Annotated in this window: 20 protein-coding genes and 1 riboswitch; of the genes, 11 read left to right on the top strand and 9 right to left on the bottom strand. The window is 56.4% G+C overall.

What is annotated here, in order from left to right; genetic code table 11:
- Positions 1-66: 66 nt before the first annotated feature.
- Both dnaG and rpsU read right to left on the bottom strand, forming a co-directional pair.
- Positions 67-1,812 (bottom strand): DNA primase, encoded by a 1,746-nt coding sequence (dnaG, locus tag HA41_RS09990; protein WP_094120659.1) that lies wholly within the window; start codon positions 1,810-1,812, stop codon positions 67-69.
- A 118-nt stretch (positions 1,813-1,930) separates the two neighbouring features.
- The gene (gene rpsU / locus HA41_RS09985; protein ID WP_001144069.1) at positions 1,931-2,146 is read right to left on the bottom strand and encodes a 30S ribosomal protein S21; all 216 of its coding nucleotides are present in this window, start codon (positions 2,144-2,146) and stop codon (positions 1,931-1,933) included.
- Between the two features lie 277 nt (positions 2,147-2,423).
- Here rpsU and tsaD point away from each other — a divergent pair, with 277 nt between their 5' ends.
- A complete protein-coding gene (gene tsaD, locus HA41_RS09980; protein WP_094120658.1) occupies positions 2,424-3,437 on the top strand; it encodes a tRNA (adenosine(37)-N6)-threonylcarbamoyltransferase complex transferase subunit TsaD in 1,014 nt (337 codons plus the stop codon).
- A gap of 29 nt (positions 3,438-3,466) precedes the next feature.
- On the opposite strand, the gene plsY is transcribed toward tsaD, so the two are convergent.
- Positions 3,467-4,072 carry a glycerol-3-phosphate 1-O-acyltransferase PlsY gene (gene plsY, locus HA41_RS09975; protein ID WP_094120657.1) on the bottom strand — a complete coding sequence of 202 codons (606 nt, stop codon included), beginning with the start codon at positions 4,070-4,072 and terminating at the stop codon, positions 3,467-3,469.
- Positions 4,073-4,180: 108 nt separating this feature from the next.
- Here plsY and folB point away from each other — a divergent pair, with 108 nt between their 5' ends.
- Both folB and bacA read left to right on the top strand, forming a co-directional pair.
- Positions 4,181-4,540, top strand: a complete 360-nt coding sequence (gene folB, locus HA41_RS09970) for a bifunctional dihydroneopterin aldolase/7,8-dihydroneopterin epimerase (RefSeq protein ID WP_094120656.1) — start codon at positions 4,181-4,183, stop codon at positions 4,538-4,540.
- 192 nt (positions 4,541-4,732) lie between these two features.
- Positions 4,733-5,551, top strand: coding sequence for an undecaprenyl-diphosphate phosphatase (gene bacA / locus HA41_RS09965; RefSeq protein WP_094120655.1), 819 nt, complete (start codon positions 4,733-4,735; stop codon positions 5,549-5,551).
- A 15-nt stretch (positions 5,552-5,566) separates the two neighbouring features.
- Here the strand turns inward: bacA and HA41_RS09960 are convergent, their stop codons facing one another.
- Positions 5,567-6,799, bottom strand: a complete 1,233-nt coding sequence (locus HA41_RS09960; RefSeq protein WP_094120654.1) for a multifunctional CCA addition/repair protein — start codon at positions 6,797-6,799, stop codon at positions 5,567-5,569.
- 158 nt (positions 6,800-6,957) lie between these two features.
- Positions 6,958-7,578 carry a TIGR04211 family SH3 domain-containing protein gene (locus tag HA41_RS09955; protein WP_069729240.1) on the bottom strand — a complete coding sequence of 207 codons (621 nt, stop codon included), beginning with the start codon at positions 7,576-7,578 and terminating at the stop codon, positions 6,958-6,960.
- 272 nt (positions 7,579-7,850) lie between these two features.
- Here HA41_RS09955 and HA41_RS09950 point away from each other — a divergent pair, with 272 nt between their 5' ends.
- From HA41_RS09950 to hldE, 3 genes are all read left to right on the top strand, one after another.
- Positions 7,851-9,161, top strand: coding sequence for a CYTH domain-containing protein (locus HA41_RS09950; protein ID WP_094120653.1), 1,311 nt, complete (start codon positions 7,851-7,853; stop codon positions 9,159-9,161).
- Positions 9,162-9,189: 28 nt separating this feature from the next.
- Positions 9,190-12,042 (top strand): bifunctional [glutamate--ammonia ligase]-adenylyl-L-tyrosine phosphorylase/[glutamate--ammonia-ligase] adenylyltransferase, encoded by a 2,853-nt coding sequence (gene glnE / locus HA41_RS09945; RefSeq protein WP_094120652.1) that lies wholly within the window; start codon positions 9,190-9,192, stop codon positions 12,040-12,042.
- A gap of 69 nt (positions 12,043-12,111) precedes the next feature.
- Positions 12,112-13,539, top strand: a complete 1,428-nt coding sequence (gene hldE, locus HA41_RS09940; protein WP_094120651.1) for a bifunctional D-glycero-beta-D-manno-heptose-7-phosphate kinase/D-glycero-beta-D-manno-heptose 1-phosphate adenylyltransferase HldE — start codon at positions 12,112-12,114, stop codon at positions 13,537-13,539.
- Positions 13,540-13,684: 145 nt separating this feature from the next.
- On the opposite strand, the gene ubiK is transcribed toward hldE, so the two are convergent.
- Positions 13,685-14,005: a ubiquinone biosynthesis accessory factor UbiK gene (ubiK, locus tag HA41_RS21195; RefSeq protein WP_244175115.1), complete on the bottom strand. Its 321-nt coding sequence runs from the start codon at positions 14,003-14,005 to the stop codon at positions 13,685-13,687.
- A 169-nt stretch (positions 14,006-14,174) separates the two neighbouring features.
- Positions 14,175-14,332: riboswitch (FMN riboswitch) on the top strand.
- 110 nt (positions 14,333-14,442) lie between these two features.
- Between ubiK and ribB the strand changes: the two genes are divergently transcribed.
- Together ribB and ygiD are read left to right on the top strand one after the other, a co-directional pair.
- The gene (gene ribB, locus HA41_RS09930; protein ID WP_094120650.1) at positions 14,443-15,099 is read left to right on the top strand and encodes a 3,4-dihydroxy-2-butanone-4-phosphate synthase; all 657 of its coding nucleotides are present in this window, start codon (positions 14,443-14,445) and stop codon (positions 15,097-15,099) included.
- A gap of 239 nt (positions 15,100-15,338) precedes the next feature.
- Positions 15,339-16,124, top strand: coding sequence for a 4,5-DOPA-extradiol-dioxygenase (gene ygiD, locus HA41_RS09925; protein ID WP_094120649.1), 786 nt, complete (start codon positions 15,339-15,341; stop codon positions 16,122-16,124).
- Between the two features lie 38 nt (positions 16,125-16,162).
- Here the strand turns inward: ygiD and HA41_RS09920 are convergent, their stop codons facing one another.
- From HA41_RS09920 to tolC, 3 genes are all read right to left on the bottom strand, one after another.
- Entirely contained in the window at positions 16,163-17,323 is a 1,161-nt protein-coding gene (locus HA41_RS09920; protein ID WP_094120648.1) for a glutathionylspermidine synthase family protein, read from the bottom strand.
- A 7-nt stretch (positions 17,324-17,330) separates the two neighbouring features.
- Complete coding sequence (locus tag HA41_RS09915) at positions 17,331-18,005, bottom strand: DUF1190 family protein (RefSeq protein WP_094120647.1); 675 nt, start codon at positions 18,003-18,005, stop codon at positions 17,331-17,333.
- Positions 18,006-18,148: 143 nt separating this feature from the next.
- Complete coding sequence (gene tolC / locus HA41_RS09910) at positions 18,149-19,615, bottom strand: outer membrane channel protein TolC (RefSeq protein WP_094120646.1); 1,467 nt, start codon at positions 19,613-19,615, stop codon at positions 18,149-18,151.
- A gap of 213 nt (positions 19,616-19,828) precedes the next feature.
- Here tolC and nudF point away from each other — a divergent pair, with 213 nt between their 5' ends.
- Genes nudF through cpdA form a run of 3 tightly spaced genes read left to right on the top strand, consistent with a single transcriptional unit; the run spans position 19,829 to position 21,756 of the window.
- Entirely contained in the window at positions 19,829-20,461 is a 633-nt protein-coding gene (gene nudF / locus HA41_RS09905) for an ADP-ribose diphosphatase (protein WP_094120645.1), read from the top strand.
- The gene (locus HA41_RS09900; protein WP_009087284.1) at positions 20,461-20,886 is read left to right on the top strand and encodes a DUF1249 family protein; all 426 of its coding nucleotides are present in this window, start codon (positions 20,461-20,463) and stop codon (positions 20,884-20,886) included. The genes nudF and HA41_RS09900 overlap by 1 nt, the downstream gene beginning before the upstream one ends.
- Before the next feature lie 42 nt (positions 20,887-20,928).
- Positions 20,929-21,756, top strand: coding sequence for a 3',5'-cyclic-AMP phosphodiesterase (gene cpdA / locus HA41_RS09895; protein WP_094120644.1), 828 nt, complete (start codon positions 20,929-20,931; stop codon positions 21,754-21,756).
- Positions 21,757-21,759 lie beyond the last annotated feature (3 nt).

Raw genomic sequence — 21,759 nt, 5'->3', positions numbered from 1 at the left:
CCATAAAGCCATAAAACGCTCAATCTGTCCTTTCACACGTCAGAATGGACAAATGATTAAAATCGGTTATTTTCTGGCAAAAGCCTGGCTCAGTGTCCAGAGCTCGCGACGCTCATCGGCGCTTAATCCCTGGGTGCGCTCACGCGCTATCAAAAACTCCAGGCGCTCTTCAAGAGCGGAATCGTAGATGCTGGCCAGCGAGTCCTGAAACACCGCTTCGGCTTCCTCATCTACTATCATGTGGTTCCAGATCGCCAGCGTTTCAAGCGTCTGACTAAAATTTGTCCCGCGATATAACTCTAGTAGCTGTCCGGTGGTCAATCCAGGATTCTCGTTACAACGGCCCACTAATTCGATAAATAGCGGTAATCCCGGCATTTTTGACTCAGACAAACCATCAAGTGAAGGCACCATCGTCGCCAGCTGCGGGTTCTGAATCAGCAATGCCACCAGCACCCGCATCGTGGTGCGCTTAAGCGGGGGAGCAACCGGTGCGGCTCCGCTTGCGGCCAGCTTTGGCATCAGCTTTTCAAGCTGATTGTCATCCAGAATACCCAGCTTATTGCCCAGCTCCTGACGCATATAAATACGCAGCGTTTCACCGGGGATCTGCGAAATCAGCGGTAAAGCCAGCGTACTCAGGCGTGCTTTACCGTCGCGTGAAGTCAGATCGACCTGCGGCAGCAAACTATCGAATAAAAACGAAGAGAGCGGCATCGCCTGCTCCATCCTCGCTTCGAAAGCTGCTTTGCCCTCTTTGCGCACCAGCGTATCCGGGTCTTCGCCATCCGGTAAAAACATAAAGCGTAGCTGACGACCATCATTCATGTAAGGTAATGCGGTCTCAAGCGCACGCCAGGCGGCTTCACGGCCAGCACGATCGCCGTCATAACAGCAAATCACGTTGTCGGTACTGCGAAACAGCAGCTGAATATGTTCAGCAGTGGTTGAGGTGCCCAGCGAGGCGACGGCGTAATCGATGCCGTACTGCGCCAGTGCCACCACATCCATGTATCCCTCGACCACCAGTAAACGGGCCGGTTCCGGATGGTTTTTCACTGCTTCATACAGGCCATACAGCTGGCGACCTTTATGAAAAATCGGTGTTTCCGGCGAGTTCAGATATTTAGGCGTATCGTTGCCTAATACCCGTCCGCCAAAACCAATGACGCGGCCACGCTTATCGCGAATCGGAAACATGACGCGGTCGCGAAACCGGTCATAGGTGCGACCCTTATCATTGCTGACCAGCATGCCCGCTTCCATCAACGATTCACGATCTTCCGACTGCTTACCAAAACGTTTGAGAACGTTATCCCAGCCGGCAGGCGCGTAACCAATGGCGAAATGATTGATGATATCGGCGCTCAGACCACGACGGTCAAGATAGTCGCGTGCAGGTTGCGCACTGGATTGCTGCAGGCCCTGCTGATAAAAACCGTTCAGGTTCTCCATCAGCTGATACAGGCTCTGGCGCTGATGGCGTTCCATCTGCCTGGGCCCGCTGCCTGCTTCGTAAGGCACGTCTAAACCGTGAGAGGTGGCTAACTCTTCGATACTTTCAACAAACTCAAGACGATCATAGTTCATTAAAAAGTCGATAGCGTTGCCGTGTGCGCCACAGCCGAAACAGTGATAGAACTGTTTTTCGCCGTTTACGGTGAAAGAAGGCGTTTTTTCATTATGGAAAGGACAACACGCGTGGAAATTCTTACCCTGCTTTTTCAGCTTAACGCGGGCATCGATCAGATCCACGATATCCGTGCGGGCAAGTAAATCATTAATAAATACGCGTGGAATTCGTCCAGCCATACGCCCCAGATTTTCAGCTCATAAACGGCAACAAGCCGCGCTTCCTTTCGGAAAGCACGGCCTTTTACTTGACTCTGTCTGCGTTTAACACGCGGTGGAGGCGGACCTCCGGAAGAAATTAGTACAGACGAGTGCGGCGTGCGTTTTCGCGAGCCAGTTTCTTGGCGTGACGCTTAACTGCAGACGCTTTAGCGCGCTTACGTTCGGTAGTCGGTTTTTCATAGAACTCCCGACGACGAACTTCAGCCAGAACGCCTGCTTTCTCGCAAGAACGCTTGAAGCGACGCAGTGCTACGTCAAATGGCTCGTTTTCACGTACTTTAATTACCGGCATGTAACTCTCACCTCGAATAATTCGGTTTTTGCTGCTGACTGCGGCGCCAGCACATTTCAAAATGGTGCAGCATTTTACTCCAACTCAAGTTGGTTTGTAAAGCACCATGGATAATTTGAAACCAACAGGAGCGTTTGCCTGTGCGGCTGCCGGTTTTTCCAGGGGCGGGAGTATAGCGTACTCTTTAGCCGACAGAAAATGACTTTTTGCGGGCATTGGCTCCTCTGTCCGCACAATGGCTGTGCTAAACTGCGCGCCGCGAGAAAGAGGTGATGCAATGCGAATTCTGGGTATTGAAACGTCATGCGATGAAACCGGCATCGCAATTTACGATGATGAGGCCGGGTTACTGGCGAATCAGCTGTACAGCCAGGTGAAACTGCACGCCGATTACGGTGGTGTGGTACCGGAACTGGCATCACGCGATCATGTGCGTAAAACCGTGCCGTTAATTCAGGCGGCGCTGAAGCAAGCTGGATTAGCACCGAACCAGATCGATGCGGTGGCATATACCGCCGGTCCGGGTCTGGTGGGCGCACTGCTGGTCGGCGCCACCATTGGTCGGGCGCTGGCCTTCGCCTGGAAAGTGCCGGCGGTGCCGGTCCATCATATGGAAGGCCACCTGCTGGCACCGATGCTGGAAGAAAATCCGCCGGAATTTCCCTTCGTCGCGCTGCTGGTATCCGGCGGGCACACCCAGCTGATCAGCGTGACCGGTATCGGTGAATATGAACTGCTGGGCGAATCGATTGATGATGCAGCCGGTGAAGCGTTCGACAAAACCGCCAAGCTGCTGGGGCTGGATTATCCTGGCGGGCCGATGCTGTCGAAGATGGCGCAGCAGGGAACGGCGGGACGTTTTACCTTCCCGCGACCGATGACCGATCGTCCGGGGCTGGACTTCAGCTTCTCGGGCCTGAAAACCTTTGCCGCTAATACCATCCGCGGTAACGATGATGACGCACAGACCCGGGCCGACATCGCCCGAGCCTTTGAAGATGCGGTGGTGGATACGCTGTCGATAAAATGTAAGCGTGCGCTGGATCAGACCGGCTTCAAACGCCTGGTGATTGCCGGTGGCGTCAGCGCCAACCGGACGCTGCGCGAGCAGATGGCGGTGATGATGCAGAAGCGTGGCGGAGAAGTCTTCTACGCACGCCCTGAGTTCTGTACTGACAACGGTGCAATGATCGCGTATGCGGGCATGGTGCGACTGAAAGGCGGAACGCGGGGAGGATTAGGCGTCAGCGTGCGACCACGCTGGCCGCTGGCAGAACTGCCCGCCATCTGAATGTAAAAAAGCCGGCTAGCCGGCTTTTTTTATTCCTGAGATTTCTTCTTACGCTTCCAGATTTTTCCTTCCTGGCCGCGCCACAAGCGTTGAATATTATCGTGATGGCGCAGCAGGATCAGGCAGGAGAGCATCGAAACCGGAAAGGTGAACTGGGGTTTAAACCACCAGACATAGAAGGGTGCAATCAGCGCGCTGACAATCGCGCCCAAAGAAGAATAACCGCTGAGCAGCACCGTGAGCAGCCAGGTGCCGGTGACCAGCCCGGTTAAGTCCCAGCCAATCGGCGCAATCGCCCCGAAAGCAGTCGCGACCCCTTTGCCACCGCGGAACTGGAAGAAGACCGGATAGATGTGACCCACGCAGGCTGCAATCGCTGTCAGACCCAGAAACAGGGGTGTCACATGCAGCAGGTAAGCCAGCCAGACCGGCACCATTCCTTTCAGCACATCAAACACCAGCACGCAGGCCGCTGCGACTTTGCCACCAAGACGTAACACATTGGTCGCGCCAGGATTGCCTGAGCCGTGGGTGCGGGGATCGGGCAGGCCAGCGAGTTTGCAGACCAGAATCGCACTGGAAATCGAACCGCAGAGATACGCGAAAATAATCATACCAGGCGCGAAAGCACTCATAACACCGTACCGTTACCTTTAGGGTCGTTTTGATCTCATCAACCGTGGATAATACGCATAATCCGCCGGAAGTGGTATCCGGCTAAGCCAAAAACAGAGACCATCATCATGGATATCGTATTTATAGAACAACTCACGGTGTTCACCACCATTGGCGTTTACGACTGGGAACAGGGTATGCAGCAGAAGCTGGTGCTCGATGTCGAAATGGCATGGGATAACCGACTGGCGGCCCGCAGTGACGATGTGAACGATTGTCTGAGTTATGCCGACGTCTCCGAAGCGATTCTGATGCACCTGACCGGCAGCCGTTTTGCGCTGGTTGAGCGGGTCGCTGAAGAAATCGCGGATCTGTTGATGAACCGTTTCAATTCGCCTGGCGTGCGCGTAAAGGTAAGCAAACCGGGCGCTATCGCCCAGGCAGCGCAGGTTGGCGTGCGAATTGAGCGCGGGACTATTCCTAAATAAGTGCGATGTGATTGCCATCACAATGAAACCAAACCAAATTACTGTCTGTCATAGCAAGAGCCGTTTCGTTGTAGCCAGCGAAATGGCCTAAGACCTTAAGGTTTTACTCAGGCTGATGCAGCATGATTTCAGGCGATAGCCTTTGCGCTAGCGCCTTTTTAATGGTTTTGAAACGGATAGAGGGAAAATTTGATGGCAGATATTCATCAGCTTTGGGTAGCTGCAATCCTGGGCGTTGTGGAAGGGCTGACCGAATTTTTACCGGTCTCATCCACAGGGCACATGATTATAGTGGGTCACCTGCTGGGCTTTGAAGGTGAGAAAGCGGAGACCTTCGAGGTGGTTATCCAGTTAGGTTCGATCCTGGCGGTTGTCGTGATGTTCTGGCGACGTCTGTTTGGTCTGATCGGAATCCACTTCGGTGAAGTAAAACATGAAGGCGTCGGCACCGGGCGTTTATCGCTGATCCACATTCTGCTCGGCATGGTGCCAGCGGTGGTCGTCGGACTGGTACTGCACGATCAGATCAAAACGCTGTTTAATCCGATCAACGTGATGTATGCGCTGGTGGTCGGAGGTGTGTTACTGCTGGCAGCGGAATACCTTAAACCGAAGCAGCCAAAAGCGGTTGGCGTCGACGACATTACCTATCGTCAGGCGTTTATGATTGGCTGCTTTCAGTGCTTAGCGCTGTGGCCGGGCTTCTCTCGCTCAGGTGCAACCATTTCCGGCGGGATGCTGATGGGCGTGAGCCGCTATGCAGCGTCTGAGTTCTCTTTCATCCTGGCGGTGCCGATGATGATGGGTGCCACGGTGCTGGATATGTATAAAAGCATCGGCTTCCTGACCATGGCGGATTTCCCGATGTTCGCCGTCGGCTTCGCCACCGCCTTCGTGGTCGCGCTGATCGCGATTAAAGCCTTCCTGGAGCTGATTAAGCGTATCTCTTTCGTCTCGTTTGCTATCTACCGCTTTATCGTGGCGGGCGCGGTTTACATGGTCTTCATGTAAACCGCCTGCAGCCTGCTAGTCAGGCTGCGGTGTTGCCAGACCCTGCGCGACGGCGTCAACCCGTCGTCGCGTTAACTCCTCCCGCACCTCAGCGCCTTTAAAACCCGCCTCGACCACCGCTTTGGTCGGAACTGCCTGTGCCCGCGCAAATGCGCGCCGCAGATAGTCGCCCTGCGGATAGGCCATGCTTTCCAGTCCGGCACGTCCGCGCGCATCGGCTTCGCTGGTCAGCGCCATCTGCTCGATGCGCTGCGGCTTGCGCCAGGCATCGATCCGATCAAACAGTGCCACCAGCGAGTCAGCCGACTGGCGTTCAATGGTATGCACGATGTCGTGAAATTCGGTGACGATCAGCGCCAGATCGCGAATCGCATTCGGCACGCGCAGACGCTGGCAAATCGCTTCAACCAGCGGCACGCCCGCCAGGCCATGACCGTGATGGCTGGGCCATTTTTCAGGCGGCGTCAGCGCCTTACCCACGTCGTGAAACAGCGTAGCGAAACGCACATCAACGGAGTCGGAGAGCGCAGCCGCTATGGTCAGCGTCATCAGGGTATGCACGCCGGTATCGATCTCCGGATGCCACTTCGCCGGTGCCGGAATGCCAAACAGGTTATCGAGCTCCGGGAACAGCACCTGCAACGCGCCACAGTCGCGCAGCACCTGGAAGTAAACCTGAGGATTGCGGGTAGTCAGCGCTTTTTCGGTCTCTTTCCACACTCTTTCAGCGGTCAGGTGCGCCAGCTCGCCGCTGCTCGCCATCTGCTGCATCAGGTGCTGAGTCTCATCGGCAATACGGAAGTTGAGATGGGCGAAACGGGCTGCAAAGCGCGCCACACGCAACACCCGCAGCGGATCTTCATTGAACGCATCGGAAACATGACGCAACTGGCGCCCGGCGAGGTCGCGCTGACCGTGGTAGGGGTCAACCAGCGTGCCATTTTCATCCTGCGCAATCGCATTGATGGTCAGATCGCGGCGTTGTAAGTCCTGCTCCAGCGTCACATCCGGCGCGGACCAGGTCACAAATCCGGTATAGCCTTTCCCGTTTTTCCGCTCGGTACGCGCCAGCGCATACTCTTCGCGGCTGTCAGGGTGCAGGAAAACGGGAAAGTCGCGACCGACCTGTTGATAGCCCTGCTCAAGCATGGCTTCGGGTGTGGCACCAACCACCACCCAATCTTTATCTTTAACCGGCAGCTTCAGCAGTGCATCACGCACTGCGCCGCCCACAAGAAACGTCTTCACGCAAAACTCCAGAGAAAAAGAAATGACCTGCACGCCGGTCGCTTCCCGCGCGACGCTTCAGCGGTGCATGTTGCTCTATTGTTGCACAGATTCAGCAGATTGCAGGCATGCCAAAAGGGGGATCTGGCGATCCCCTGATGAAAAACGGCAGAGACGGGTCAGTTCATCCAGCGATCGTTTTTCTTGCGGCGCGGCAGCATGTGCGGCAGCAGTAAACCTAACAGCAGACCGACACCCAGCACGCCGCCGCCATACATAAACCACTGCATGATGATGGTCCGCTGCTTGTCATCCAGCTGAACGTTAGCCGCGCTGACTTTCTTCTGCGCCACGATCAGTTCGTTTTTCAGCTTCTGATTTTCGCCCTTCAGCCCGTTGATCACGCCGTCGCTGCTGGCAACTTTGTTCTGCATTTCAGCGGTGCGCTGATTCCAGCTGTTATCGATGTTATCCAGCTTGGCGGTAAGATCTTTGACCTGTTGTTCCAGCTGCGGCACCCGGGTACGCAGGCTGGGGCTGGCGCTGAGCTGCGACAGCGGGATCCAGGTGGTGCGGCCTTCCGAGTCACGGATCTGGCCATAATGCGTGTCATTATTGGTCTGGAGCAGCTGCACCTCTTCCCCGGCATTCAGCTTACCGAGCAGGCGAAACTGATCGCCAGGGCCACTGCGAACCCAGGTCGATAACTCATCAGACACGTAGCGTTTTTCGTCGGCATGGGCAGGTGCAAGGGTGCTGAGAGCCAGCAAAGTGAGTCCAGCGAGTGTAATTTTTTTCATTCGATTTCGTTTTGCTTAGTCTGACTAAAAATTTACCGGCACAGTCTGGAGAGGCCTCGCATAAATCACTATGAGAACTATCCTGGTCTCATGAGAGTGCGAAAAGGTCTGCGAAAGCACAAAGAAAGCAGAGACAGCGCGGCTTCTGTGCATTAATCTTCGCCTGATAACCCCTTGCCCTTCAGGCGACAGCATGAGTAACCTGCTGATTATCGCCTGAAATATGCAGGAAACATCCTCTTAAGTGCCAGCGGCGTAGTGAATAAAAAATTATGACCATCGAAATCGAACTAAAGTTCATTGCAACTCCTCAGGCGGCCGGGAAGCTGGCTGACCTTGTCGCGGCGTGGCCGCATCAGCATCAGCCTGCACGTGAGCTGACCAACATCTATTTTGAAACCGACGATAACCAGCTGCGGCGCTGGGATATGGGGCTGCGGATCCGTGGCGTCGATAAGCGTTATGAGATGACGCTGAAAGCGGCCGGGCAAACGCTGGGTGGGCTGCATCAGCGGCCGGAATATAATGTCGACCTCAGCGAGCCGACGCTGGATATTGCGCAACTGCCTGCCGACATCTGGCCGAAGGGCACCGATATTGCGGCGTTGCAGCAACGCTTACAGCCGCTGTTCACCACCCATTTCCAGCGTGAAGTCTGGCTGCTCACCGTGGGTGACAGCGAAATCGAGCTGGCGTTTGATCAGGGCGACGTCACGGCGGGTGAGCTGAGCGAACCGCTGTGTGAAATCGAGCTGGAATTAAAACGCGGCGAGCGAAAGGACATGCTGACCTTCGCGCAGCAGCTGGTGGCGATCGGCGGTTTGCGGATGGGCAGCCTGAGTAAAGCGGCACGCGGCTATCAGCTGGCACAGGGCAATCCGCCGCGCCAGCTGCGTCCTTTCCCGCTGCTGAAGGCCGGTGCCAAAGCCACGGTGGAAGAGGGCATGGTGGCCGCGATGTCGGCCGGTCTCAGCCACTGGCAGTATCATGAAGAAGTCTGGCTGCGCGGCAACGCGGCGGCCCAGGATGCGGTGCGGGAAGCGCTGGATGTGCTGCGTCAGGCATTTACGCTGTTCGGCGCACTGGTGCCACGTAAAGCCAGCAGCGCCCTGCGTCAGCAACTGACCACGCTGGAAGAGACGCTGGTCAATGACGAAGTGGATGCGTCCGGCTTCTGCCTCTCATCACTGGCGGTGGAAACCCAGCTGGCGCTGACGCACTGGCTGGTGGAATCGCAGTGGCAACAATGGGTCGATGCCAAAGGCCAGGCCAAGTTGCAGGGATCGTTTAAACGCTTTGGCGATATCATGCTGAGCCGCATTAATGCCGATCTCAAAGAGACCTTCAGCACCGTCAAACAGCCGAATGAGTATCAGGATAAAGCGACCCGCCTGGCGCGTCAGTTGCTGGCGGTACATCTGCTGGCCGGTGCCTATCCGCAGGAAGATGTGGCGGTCTGGCTGGCTCCCTGGCAGCAACTGTTGTCAGCGATTCACGAACAGCAGGAAGCCGGATTAGCCTGGCTGGCGTCGCAGGCGCTGAAACAGCCGCCGTTCTGGCTGACCAGCGGGTCGGCACGCTAATCGGATCAATGCCATCATGGAGGGATTTATGTTGTCAGCACTTCCCGCGTTGTTACGCGAACAGGCCGAACGCGCCGCGCAGCAGCTTAATGACTCCCTGACTTCGCTCAGCGCGGAGCAGGTCGCCGGGCTGGCTTTCAGTGATTTTGTGCTGGAAAACCTGCAGCAGCATCCCGACTGGTGGCAGACGATCCGTGATACGCCGCCACAGGCAGACGAGTGGCAGCACTATGCCGACTGGCTCAATCAGGTGATGGCGACGGTGGACAGCGAAGCCAGCCTGATGCGCGAACTGCGGCTGTTTCGCCGCCAGATGCTGGTGCGTATCGCCTGGATGCAGTGCCTGCAACACGCCAGCACGGAACAGAGCCTGCAGCAGTTAAGTGTGCTGGCGGAAGTGTTAATCAGCCGGGCGCGTGACTGGGTTTATCAGGATTGCTGTCGTGACTTTGGTACGCCCTGTAACGCCGACGGCGAAGCGCAGCCGATGCTGATCCTCGGCATGGGCAAGCTGGGCGGCGGCGAGCTGAATTTCTCATCCGATATCGACCTGATTTTTGCCTGGCCGGAAAACGGCACGACTCGCGGTGGACGGCGTGAGCTGGATAACGCCCAGTTTTTCACCCGCATGGGACAGCGGCTGATCAAGGTACTCGATCAGCCGACCATGGATGGCTTTGTTTACCGGGTTGATATGCGTCTGCGTCCGTTTGGCGACAGCGGCCCGCTGGTGATGAGCTTTGCCGCACTGGAAGATTATTATCAGGAGCAGGGCCGCGACTGGGAACGGTACGCAATGGTCAAAGCGCGGCTGATGGGCGACGATCACGATCGCTGGAGCATCGAGCTGCAGCAGATGCTGCGGCCGTTCGTCTACCGGCGTTATATCGACTTTAGCGTGATCCAGTCGCTGCGTAACATGAAAGGGATGATCAGCCGGGAAGTACGCCGCCGTGGCCTGAAGAACAACATCAAGCTGGGCGCGGGCGGCATCCGTGAAACAGAATTTATCGTCCAGGTGTTTCAGCTGATTCGCGGCGGCCGTGAGCGCTCGCTACAGCTGCGCGCTTTACTGCCGACGCTGGAAGCGATTAAGGCGCTGGCGTTATTGCCGGCAGAACAGGTGGATGCGCTGCGTGAAGCCTATCTGTTTCTGCGGCGGCTGGAGAATCTGCTGCAAAGCCTCGGTGATGAGCAGACCCAGACCTTACCCGAAGATGAACTGCATCGCGCCCGTCTTGCGTGGGCGATGGGCTATGCCGACTGGCCAGCTCTGATGGCGGCGCTTGAACGCCAGATGGCAGCGGTTCGCGCCATTTTTGATGAACTGATTGGTGAAGATACGCCAGAAATCGGCGATCAGCGCGAGCTGGCGGAGTACCAGATGCTGTGGCAGGATCCGCTGGAGGAGAGCGAGCTGGCCCCGCTGGTGCCGCAACTCAGCAATGAACAGTGCCGTACGCTGCATCAGACGCTGGAGGCGTTTCGCCAGGATATCAGCCGACGCACCATCGGCCCGCGCGGCCGTCAGGCGCTGGATCAGCTGATGCCGCGTCTGTTAAGTGAAGTCTGCCCACGCGACGATGCTGCCGTCACGCTCAGCCGCCTGACGCCATTACTGCTTGGCGTGCTGACCCGCAGCACCTATCTGGAGTTACTCACTGAATATCATGGCGCGCTGCGTCATTTGATCCGGCTGTGCGCCGCGTCACCGATGGTGGCTAGCCAGCTGGCACGGCATCCATTATTGCTGGATGAGCTACTCGATCCGGCCACGCTCTACCAGCCAACCGCCACAGATGCCTACCGCGATGAGCTGCGTCAGTACCTGATGCGAATCCCCACCGACGACGAAGAGCAGCAGCTGGAGGCGGTGCGGCAGTTCAAGCAGGCGCAGCATCTGCGTATTGCCGCTGCCGACATCGCCGGCACGCTACCGGTGATGAAAGTCAGCGATCACCTGACCTGGCTGGCCGAGGCGATCATCGAATCGGTGGTACGCCAGGCCTGGCATATGATGGTGCAGCGCTACGGCCGGCCATCACATCTCAGTAATGAGCACGAACGTGGCTTTGCGGTGCTGGGCTACGGCAAACTGGGCGGCTGGGAGCTGGGATACAGCTCCGATCTCGATCTCGTCTTTCTGCACGATTGCCCGGCGGATGCGGTGACCGAAGGAGAACGCAGCATTGATGGCCGCCAGTTCTATCTGCGCCTCGCCCAGCGCATCATGCACCTGTTCAGTACCCGTACCTCATCCGGCATTCTGTATGAAGTGGACGCGCGGCTACGTCCTTCCGGCGCGGCGGGCATGCTGGTCAGCACCTTTGAGGCATACGAAGAGTATCAGCGCAATGAGGCCTGGACCTGGGAGCATCAGGCGCTGGTGCGGGCGCGCGTGGTGTTTGGCGAGCCGGCGCTGGGTGAACGTTTTAACACTATCCGCCAGGCGATTCTCTGCCTGCCGCGTCCCGCTGAGGCGTTACAGACAGAAGTGCGCGAGATGCGTGAAAAGATGCGCACTCACCTCAGTAACCGGCATAAAGGGCGCTGGGAGATCAAAACCGATCAGGGCGGTATCACCGACATTGAATTCATCGCCCAATATCTTGTCTTACGCTACGCCGCTGAACAACCGGAGCTCACGCGCTGGTCCGACAATGTGCGTATTTTTGAACTGATGGCGAAATACCATAAAATGCCCGCCGATGAAGCGCAGGCGCTGACCGAGGCGTACGTTACCCTGCGCGACGCGTTACATCATCGGGCATTGCAGGAGCTGCCCGGCCATGTGGAGCCGGATGCTTTCGCCGCCGAGCGGCAAACGGTTGTTGCCAGCTGGCAGCGCTGGCTGAACTCGCCCGCGTCTCTCCCGGCGTGATGCTGATAGCACAAATCGCAACTGTGCTATCATCCGCGCACTATTTTAATGCAGTCTGGAGTGTCTGGAATGAAAGTTACTCTGCCCGCGTTCGGCCAAGCCTCAGTGCTGGTCGTTGGCGATGTGATGTTGGATCGTTACTGGTATGGCCCTACCAGCCGTATCTCCCCTGAAGCACCGGTTCCGGTGGTGAAAGTGGACACCGTTGAGGAGCGTCCTGGCGGCGCAGCAAACGTGGCGATGAACATTGCAGCACTCGGTGCCGCCTCACGCCTGATTGGCCTGACCGGTGAAGATGATGCGGCACGCGTGTTGAGTAACACGCTGAAAGACGTCAACGTACATTGCGATTTCGTGGCGGTGAAAAGCCATCCGACTATCACTAAGCTGCGCGTGCTGTCACGCAACCAGCAGCTGATCCGCCTCGATTTTGAAGAGGGCTTCGATCAGGTTGATCCTGAGCCGATCCACGACAAAATGCGCGCCTCACTGGCCGCAGCGGGCGCACTGGTGCTGTCGGACTACGCCAAAGGCGCGCTCTGCAGTGTGCAGACGATGATCGCTCTGGCGCGTGACGCGAACGTCCCGGTACTGATCGATCCGAAAGGTACCGACTTTGCCCGCTACCGTGGCGCAACGCTACTGACCCCGAATCTCTCTGAGTTTGAAGCAGTGGTGGGTAAGTGTAAGAACGAAGAGGAGATCGTGGCGCGCGGTATGCAGCTGATCGCCGATTTTGATCTCTCCGCACTGCTGGTGACCCGCTCAGAAAATGGCATGACACTGCTGCAGCCCGGCAAAGCGCCGTTGCATCTGCCGACCCAGGCGCAGGAAGTCTATGACGTGACCGGCGCCGGTGACACGGTGATTGGCGTGCTGGCGGCAGCGTTAGCGGCCGGTGACTCGCTGGAAGAGGCCTGTTTCCTTGCCAACGCTGCCGCAGGCGTGGTGGTCGGTAAACTGGGGACCTCAACCGTCAGCACGGTTGAGCTGGAAAATGCGATTCATGCCCGTCCGGAACAGGGCTTTGGCATCATGACCGAAGCTGAACTGAAAGCGGCGGTGGAGATGGCACGCCGGCGCGGTGAAAAAGTAGTGATGACCAATGGCGTGTTCGACATTCTGCATGCCGGTCACGTCTCCTATCTGGCCAATGCGCGCAAGCTGGGCGATCGCCTGATCGTCGCGGTAAACAGCGATGCCTCAACCAAACGGCTGAAGGGCGCGAGCCGCCCGGTTAACCCGCAGGAAAACCGCATGATCGTGCTGGGTGCGCTGGAAGCGGTAGATTGGGTGGTGGTATTTGAAGAGGATACACCGCAGCGGCTGATTGCCAGCATTCTGCCGGATCTGCTGGTGAAAGGCGGCGATTACAAACCGGAAGAGATTGCGGGCAGTAAAGAGGTGTGGGCCAATGGCGGTGATGTCCAGGTGCTGAATTTTGAAGATGGCATCTCAACCACCAATATCATCAAAACCATTCGCGGCGACAGTTAACACCAGAAATCAGCGGGAGACCGGCTCCCGCTAAACCGGTTGTTAGTGGTTACTGTCGTTATCAGGCTTGACCACATCCGCTGGAGTAATGGCTGACGGCGCCGGTGAAGCGGCAGGGGAGGTCGCGGCACCCGCAGTGGCGGTGTTAGCCGTGGCGGCACCGGTCACCGCCGGAGTCACTGTCGCGGCAGGGGCACTGGCCGTTGGTGGGGGTGCTGGTACCGCCACTCTGGCTTTCCAGCTGCGCCAGACGCTGCTCCAGCGCCGCCAGTTTCTCCCGCGTGCGCAGTAACACCTGGGTCTGTACATCAAACTCTTCACGGTTGACCAGATCCATACGCGTCAGCTGCGCCTGCAGAACCTGACGAATTTTCTTTTCGACATCATCACCAAACTCACGTACCCCTTTCGGCATCGCTTCGTGAACCTGACGTGCAAGTTGTTCAATTTTTTTCGTGTCGATCATGATGATTTCCTGGTTTCGGGGAGCTGTGTCAGCATTTTACTAACCTGATAACGGTAAGTGTAATGCCAGAAATGAAAAGGATAAACCTCAAATCGGTAACGCAGGAAATGCAAAAGCAATTGCACTAATGGTGATTGCTGCTCCAGATAATCAGCGCTATAGTAAAACCGCTTATTCTCAGGGCGGGGCGCAATTCCCCACCGGCGGTAAATCAGCCAGGCTGAAAGCCCGCGAGCGCTTCATGATGATGAAAATTCGCCATGAAGGTCAGCAGATCCGGTGTAATTCCGGGGCCGACGGTTACAGTCCGGATGGGAGAGGGTAACGACTTCTGTCGGACAACTGTGTCTGCTTCACGTTATTGCCACGTCTTTTTGACGTCACTCCTAAGCACGCCCTGATTCTGGTAACCCATACATTTAAAGGTTTTTATTACCATGAATCAGACGCTACTTTCTGAATTTGGCACGCCTGAACAGCGTGTAGAACGTGCTATCGCCGCCCTGCGTGAGGGACGCGGTGTGATGGTACTCGACGATGAAAATCGTGAAAACGAAGGCGATATGATTTTCGCCGCCGAAACCATGACCGTTGAACAGATGGCGCTGACCATTCGCCACGGTAGCGGCATTGTCTGCCTGTGTTTGACCGAAGAGCGTCGTCAGCAGTTAGATCTGCCGATGATGGTAGAGAACAACACCAGCTCTTACGGCACCGGTTTCACCGTGACGATTGAAGCGGCTGAAGGCGTGACTACCGGCGTTTCTGCTCAGGATCGTATTACCACTATCCGTGCCGCGATTGCCGATAACGCGAAGCCCACCGATCTGAATCGTCCTGGTCATGTCTTCCCGCTGCGCGCGCGCGAAGGCGGCGTACTGACCCGTGGCGGCCACACCGAAGCCACCATCGACTTAGTGACCCTGGCGGGCTTTAAGCCGGCGGGCGTGCTGTGCGAACTGACCAACGATGACGGCACCATGGCCCACGCGCCCGAAGCCATTACGTTTGCCAGACAACACAATATGCCGGTGGTGACCATTGAAGATTTAGTGGCCTGGCGTCGTAACCACGAAACGCGTCACGCCAGCTAATCAGTGTGATGACGAGGTGAAACAGGCCAGCCCGGCCTGTTTCACCGACACGCCCGCTTTTGTGACGGCCCTCTGAATCGTCAGCCCGCCTTCGTCTGGCGTTATCCCCGATCGATCCGCTTCTTAATCTCCGATCTTATTCAGATTTTCTGAGCATCACCATCAGGCTTATCCGCGTGATATAGCGGGTAAAGCGCGTATCGTAGTGGCTATCAAATACTCCATTCTGAGAACCCATTATGAGCCAGTCACGTATGCCAGCGCTGTTTCTGGGCCACGGCAGTCCAATGAATGCCCTGGAAGAGAACCGCTATACCACCGCGTGGCGTGACGCAGGCGATACCCTGCCGCGACCCCGCGCCATTATTGCGGTTTCTGCCCACTGGTATACAACCGGCACTGCGGTAACGGCGATGGCGCAACCCCGCACGGTGCATGACTTTGGCGGTTTTCCTCAGGCGCTGTTTGATACCCGCTATCCGGCACCGGGATCGCCCGAACTGGCTGAACAACTGGTCAGTTTGTTAGCGCCGATTCCGGTGAAGCGGGATCACGCATGGGGATTCGATCACGGCTCGTGGGGCGTATTGATCAAGATGTATCCGCAGGCTGACATTCCGGTAGTGCAGTTAAGCATCGACAGCACCAAACCGCCGGCCTGGCATTATGAACTGGGTCAGAAGCTGGCGGCGCTGCGCGACGAAGGTGTGATGATCGTTGCCAGCGGTAACGTGGTGCATAACCTGAGAAAGGTGCAATGGGACGGGGGCAATGAAGTCTATCCGTGGGCCAGCAGCTTTGAGCAGTATGTACGTGACAACCTGGCGGCAGAGAGTGACGCAGCATCGCATCCGCTGGTCAACTTTATGCAGCATCCCGGCGCAGCGCTCTCTAACCCGACGCCGGAGCATTATCTGCCGTTGCTCTACGTGCTGGGCTCGCGTCAGAAAGGCGAAGCGATCACCATTCCGGTTGATGGAATTGAGATGGGTGCAATCAGTATGTTGTCAGTACAGGTTGGATAAAGATAAACAGGCCAGCGACTGGCCTGTTTACCGCGGCATTAACCGATAAAGGCGTGTGGATAGAAGCGGGAGAGATCCTGGGTGATCAGATCGCGATCTTCACGCAGGCCGATACCAGCCGGTTGATCGTCGATCAGCCAGCTACCGATCAGCGTGTAGCTGTCGCCAAATTTGGGCAGCGGATGGAACTGCTGGACGATCATTCCCTCTTCGCCGTACGGGCCGTCGACGCGGGCTATCTCCTGACCGTTTTCGACAATGCGAATATTGGCACCTTCGCGGGAGAACAGCGGTTTCACCACATATTTGTCCATCGGCGGCACGTCATCTTCGGCAAAGTAGGCGGGCAGCAGGTTAGGATGATTCGGGAACATCTGCCACAGCATCGGCAACAGCGCTTTGTTCGACAGAATGCTTTTCCACGCCGGTTCCAGCCAGCGTACGCCTGCATCCCCCAGCTTGGTGGAAAACATCTCGCGCAGCATGAACTCCCACGGGTAGAGCTTAAACAGGTTGCTGATCACCTGGTCGTGGACGTCGGTAAACTCACCTTTTTCACCCAGACCAATTTCATCCATGTAGAGAAATTCGCTCGGCAGGCCCGCTTCGGTGGCGCAATCCTGCAGATACTGCACTGTGCCACGATCTTCGTCGGTGTCGCGGCAGCAGGCGAAATGCAGCCAGTTAAAACCGTGCTGCTGATGCAACGCCGCAAAGCGTTCGATCAGCTTTTCCTGCAGGCTATTGAACTGATCGCTGCCTGCCGGTAACTGTCCGGCGCTGAGCTGATCTTCCAGCCATAACCACTGGAAAAACGCCGCTTCATACAGCGAGGTGGGCGTATCCGCGTTGTTCTCCAGTAATTTGGCATCGCTTTTGCCATCCCAGGCAAGATCGAGACGGGAATAGAGCGAAGGCTGACGCTGATGCCAGGAATCACGCACAAAATCCCAGGTATGTTTGGGAATGCGGAATTTGGTCAGCAACGTCTCACTGTTAACGACTTTGTCGACCACCTGCAGGCACATCTGGTGCAGCTCAGCGGTAACCTCTTCGAGTTGTTCGATCTGCGCCAGCGTGAACTGGTAGTAAGCATCTTCACACCAGTAGGGCTCGCCATGCATAGTATGAAAACGAAAACCGAACTCGGTGGCTTTTTCCCGCCAGCCTGGGCGTTCTGAAATGGCAATGCGTTGCATCGGGGCGTTAGCCTCCCATTGAACGGCTGGAGGTGCCGGTGGCGCTGCTGCGCTGCATGCTGTTCTGCTTAGCTACCGTCTCGCCAAAGCCGCCACGGGTAATGGTCGAGGTGGTGGCAGGTTTCGGTGCTAATGCGGTTTTCGGCACGTTCATGGTTTTACCCGAGGTGGCCGCGCCATAGTTACGACCGGAGGCATCCACAAACTGACCGTTTGCCGGGCTGTTAGGCGTTTTAGGTGAAAACAGCGGTTGCTGAGCGAAGCCTGCGCCGCCACCCATCATCCGGCCCATCATGTAGCCAGCCATTAATGGCATCCAGAAGCTACCGCCGCCCTGTTGCGCTTCCGCATTATTGGTGCTGCCGACGCCAGCCTGAGCCGGCGTTTGCTGACACTGATTCTCGCCAAACTCAGCGACACAATCTTCGCGGGTCGCATATTTTGGCGCAGTACGTTCTGCCTCTTTTTTGGCTTCATTGAAGGCGGTGGTGCACTGTGCGCTCTGGCCTGGATTGGCTTTCGAACAGTCATCCGCATTCTGATACATCGAGACTGATTCGTCGTTTTGTTCACAGCCAGCCAGCATAAATACCGCCGAAACGGCGATCGCGACGGGCGTTAAATGGCGTGCCTGCCAGCTCTTACGAAAAGCGGCATAGCGAATAGATTTTGTGCGTTTCATTATGATTATCCTGTGCCCAAAGGTAGCGCATAGAATAGGGGATGAGGGGTCAAAATTGAAGCTGAGGGCCTGATACAGTAGGGATCTTTACTTAGCTATACGTTCGATAGAGAGACGGGCCGCAAAGCGACCCGTCTGTTCAATCAGTTACCGAACGGATTGCTGCTGTTGCTGCGTGCCGCAGGGCGTGCTGCCGCGGCAGAGCCGTTGGCGGAAGGGCCGTTATCCACCCGCGCGGTCTGCTGAGCGTCTTCCGGTGCTACCGTTTCTGGCGAGGTTGGAATCTCTTTACCCAGCTGGCTGTTCAATGTCTGCAGGTTCTGCTCGTTGAGCGTTCCCAGCGCATAGCTGATGTTCAGCTGGTTGATCAGGTAGTTATAACGCGCATCAGAGAGCTGCTGCTTGGCATTATACAGGGCGGTGGTCGCATCCAGCACGTCAACGATGGTACGCGTACCGACCTGATAACCCGCTTCAGACGCATCCAGCGAACTCTGTGCCGAGACCACAGCCTGTTTGTAGGCGTTAATCGTACTGATCGAGGCATTTACGTTGTTAAACGATGAACGCACGGTCTGGACGGCGGAACGGTGCGCGCTTTCCAGCTGTTCGCTGGCGCTGACAAAATTATACTGCGCCTGTTTCACCTGCGAGGTCACGCTGCCGCCGCTGTAGAGTGGCAGAGAGAAGCTCAGGCCAACCTGGTTAGTCCCGGTAATTGAGTCGGTCGAGCCGGCGCTCTGGTTCGCGCGGCTGCCGCCATATTTGCTGTTTGACATGCCGGTCGAAGCGGTCAAATCCAGCGTCGGCATATGGCCGGTTTCTGCTAAACGAATCTGCTCACGTGACAGATCCTGGTTCAGACGAGCAGAGAGCAAAGAGAGGTTACGGCTTTCCGCCTGCTTCAGCAGCGCGCTGACCGCCTCCGGCTTATCGGTTTTGAAACGCTCAATATTTAGCGACGCCAGTGCCTGATAATCCATGCCGGTAATCTGACGCAGGGATTCAACGGTGTTATCCAGATTATTACGGGCCGTCACTTCGTTGGCTAATACGTTGTCATACTGTGCACGGGCGTTTTGCACATCCGTGATCGCGACCAGGCCGACGTTGAAACGCTGGGTGGTTTGATCCAGTTCGCGATAGATCGACTGTTTCTGCGCTTCGGTGTAAGAAAGGGTATCAATCGCTTTCAGCACGTTGAAGTAGGCGGTAGCGGTGTTCAGAATCAGATCCTGCTGCGCGACCTGATAGGTAACGTCCTGGATGCCGGCCGCTTTTTCCTGCAGGGTCAGGGCGCGCCATTTCGACATGTCGAAAATTGTCTGGGTTAATTGCAGCGTGCCGCTGGTCGTGTTGGAATGGAGACCACTGCTGTCACGATAGCCGTTATTATAGGTGTAGTCTGCACCCAGTCCGAGTTGGGGTAATAAGGGGCTACGCGCTTCGTTGATTTTCTCAAAGGCAGAATCGCGATCGGCAGCGGCGCTGCGCAGATCCGGGTTGCTCAGACGTGCTTGTTGATAAACCTGAAGCAGGTCTTCGGCCTGGCTGGCGAAGCTGAAACCGCCCAGGCTCAGCCCAATAAAAAATGGGAGCAGTTTTTTCATTTGCATTCCTTGTATTGCAGCAAATTGCAGTGGTAGCGCTGCCGGGTAAGCCAAAAAATTATCGCCGATTCTAGCAGAGGGCAACTGTGAGATAAGTTGGCTGAAAGTGCCTTCTTCCCCTAATTTACGTAAATAATTCAGAAAGAACCACTCAGACGGAGCACCGTGCCAGGCTTTTTTCGCTCCACCCCAATCTGCACAAGGAACCATATGATGTCGGAAGAAAAAAAATCCCCTGTGACTTTTACAAAAAACGATGTAGAAATTATTGCACGCGAAACCGTCTACGATGGTTTTTTTTCGGTGGTACGCTATCGCTTCCGTCATCGCCGTTTTAATGGCGAAATGAGCGCCGAAGTGCAGCGCGAAGTTTTTGAGCGCGGACATGCCGCCGTGCTGCTACCTTATGATCCCTTACGCGACGAAGTGGTGCTGATCGAACAGATCCGCATTCCGGCCTATGACAGCAGTGCATCACCCTGGCTGCTGGAGATGGTGGCCGGCATTATCGATCCCGGTGAAACCGTTGAGCAGGTGGTGCGTCGTGAAGCGGTCGAAGAAGCAGGATTACAGGTTGGGCGAATTAAGCCAATGCTTAATTACCTGGCCAGCCCCGGTGGCACCAGTGAACGTTTATCGGTGCTGATTGGGGAAGTGGATGCCAGCCAGGCAACAGGATGCCATGGTCTGGAGGAAGAGAATGAGGATATTCTTGTCCATGTGGTCAGCCGCGAACAGGCTTATCGCTGGGTGGAAGAGGGGATTATTGACAATGCGGCGTCTGTCATCGCCTTGCAATGGCTGGCGTTGCACCATGAGAAACTACGACAAGAGTGGAAACCATAATGAAACAGCGCTATACCCCTGACTTCCCCGAAATGATGCGGTTGTGCGAAACCAATTTCGCCCAGTTACGCCGCCTGCTGCCCCGCAGTGATGAGGCGGGTGCATCGGTGATCTATCAGGTGAGTGGCGCCCGTTATCAACTGACGATTCAGGAGTCGACGCGTTACACCACGCTGGTAGAGATCCGCCAGGTCGCGCCTGCGGTCAGTTACTGGAGCCTGCCGTCGATGTCGGTGCGGCTCTATCACGACGCGATGGTCGCCGAAGTGTGTTCAACGCAACAGATCTATCGTTTCAAAGCGCGCTATGATTATCCTAATAAAAAACTGCATCAGCGTGATGAAAAACACCAGATAAACCAGTTTCTCGCAGACTGGCTGCGCTACTGCCTGGCGCACGGCGCAATGGCAGTTCCGGTCTGCTGATGCGTATAATGCATTAAATGGCGTGGAGACGAAGGAAACGCTTTGGATAGCCTGCTAACTCTTCCTGCAGCGAACGGTTCCGCAATCAGGATTCTGCAAATCACGGACACCCACCTGTTCGCGGGAAAACATGAATCGCTACTTGGGGTAAATACCTGGTCGAGCTATGAGGCGGTGCTGGATGCGATCATTGCGCAGCATCGCGACTATGACCTGATTATCGCCACCGGCGATCTCGCCCAGGACCACTCTGTTGAAGCCTATCAGCATTTTGCTGAGGGCATATCACGTTTACCGCGGCCCTGTGTCTGGCTGCCGGGCAACCACGATTTCCAGCCGGCGATGGTCGACACCTTCGCTGACGCCCACATTAATTCGCATAAACAGATACTGATCGGTGAGCAGTGGCAGATCGTCTTGCTCGACAGTCAGGTCTTTGGTGTACCGCACGGTATGCTGAGCGACTATCAGCTGGAGTGGCTCGAAAAAGCCCTGGCGCGTTATCCGCAACGCCACACGCTGGTGTTGCTGCATCACCATCCGCTGGCGTCCGGCTGCACCTGGCTTGACCAGCACAGCCTGCGGAATTCACACCAGCTGGATGCGGTGCTGCAACACTATCCGCTGGCGAAGACGCTGGTCTGCGGCCATATCCATCAGGAGCTGGATATGGAATGGCATGGCCGCCGGGTACTGGCAACGCCCTCCACCTGTGTGCAGTTCAAGCCGCACTGCACCAGCTTCGCGATTGACACCGTCGCACCCGGCTGGCGCTGGTTTACCCTGCACCCGGACGGGCAGCTTGAAACCGAGGTTAACCGCCTCGACACCGATATCTTCCGCCCCGATTTAGATTCGGATGGATACTGACCG

The organism is Pantoea conspicua (assembly GCF_002095315.1).
Classification (GTDB): Bacteria; Pseudomonadota; Gammaproteobacteria; order Enterobacterales; family Enterobacteriaceae; genus Pantoea; species Pantoea conspicua.
Note: the sequence above shows the minus strand (reverse complement) of the source record. Positions and strands in the feature narration are given on the sequence as shown.

Bases quoted from the DNA above. Each gene is read 5' to 3' on its own strand.
- HA41_RS09915 (WP_094120647.1), bottom strand. From the start codon at position 18,005: ATGAAACGCACAAAATCTATTCGCTATGCCGCTTTTCGTAAGAGCTGG.
- dnaG (WP_094120659.1), bottom strand. From the start codon at position 1,812: ATGGCTGGACGAATTCCACGCGTATTTATTAATGATTTACTTGCCCGC.
- ubiK (WP_244175115.1), bottom strand. From the start codon at position 14,005: ATGATCGACACGAAAAAAATTGAACAACTTGCACGTCAGGTTCACGAA.
- glnE (WP_094120652.1), top strand. From the start codon at position 9,190: ATGTTGTCAGCACTTCCCGCGTTGTTACGCGAACAGGCCGAACGCGCC.
- tolC (WP_094120646.1), bottom strand. From the start codon at position 19,615: ATGAAAAAACTGCTCCCATTTTTTATTGGGCTGAGCCTGGGCGGTTTC.
- HA41_RS09955 (WP_069729240.1), bottom strand. From the start codon at position 7,578: ATGAAAAAAATTACACTCGCTGGACTCACTTTGCTGGCTCTCAGCACC.
- ribB (WP_094120650.1), top strand. From the start codon at position 14,443: ATGAATCAGACGCTACTTTCTGAATTTGGCACGCCTGAACAGCGTGTA.
- HA41_RS09920 (WP_094120648.1), bottom strand. From the start codon at position 17,323: ATGCAACGCATTGCCATTTCAGAACGCCCAGGCTGGCGGGAAAAAGCC.
- bacA (WP_094120655.1), top strand. From the start codon at position 4,733: ATGGCAGATATTCATCAGCTTTGGGTAGCTGCAATCCTGGGCGTTGTG.
- rpsU (WP_001144069.1), bottom strand. From the start codon at position 2,146: ATGCCGGTAATTAAAGTACGTGAAAACGAGCCATTTGACGTAGCACTG.
- nudF (WP_094120645.1), top strand. From the start codon at position 19,829: ATGTCGGAAGAAAAAAAATCCCCTGTGACTTTTACAAAAAACGATGTA.
- tsaD (WP_094120658.1), top strand. From the start codon at position 2,424: ATGCGAATTCTGGGTATTGAAACGTCATGCGATGAAACCGGCATCGCA.
- HA41_RS09950 (WP_094120653.1), top strand. From the start codon at position 7,851: ATGACCATCGAAATCGAACTAAAGTTCATTGCAACTCCTCAGGCGGCC.
- plsY (WP_094120657.1), bottom strand. From the start codon at position 4,072: ATGAGTGCTTTCGCGCCTGGTATGATTATTTTCGCGTATCTCTGCGGT.
- folB (WP_094120656.1), top strand. From the start codon at position 4,181: ATGGATATCGTATTTATAGAACAACTCACGGTGTTCACCACCATTGGC.
- hldE (WP_094120651.1), top strand. From the start codon at position 12,112: ATGAAAGTTACTCTGCCCGCGTTCGGCCAAGCCTCAGTGCTGGTCGTT.
- ygiD (WP_094120649.1), top strand. From the start codon at position 15,339: ATGAGCCAGTCACGTATGCCAGCGCTGTTTCTGGGCCACGGCAGTCCA.
- HA41_RS09900 (WP_009087284.1), top strand. From the start codon at position 20,461: ATGAAACAGCGCTATACCCCTGACTTCCCCGAAATGATGCGGTTGTGC.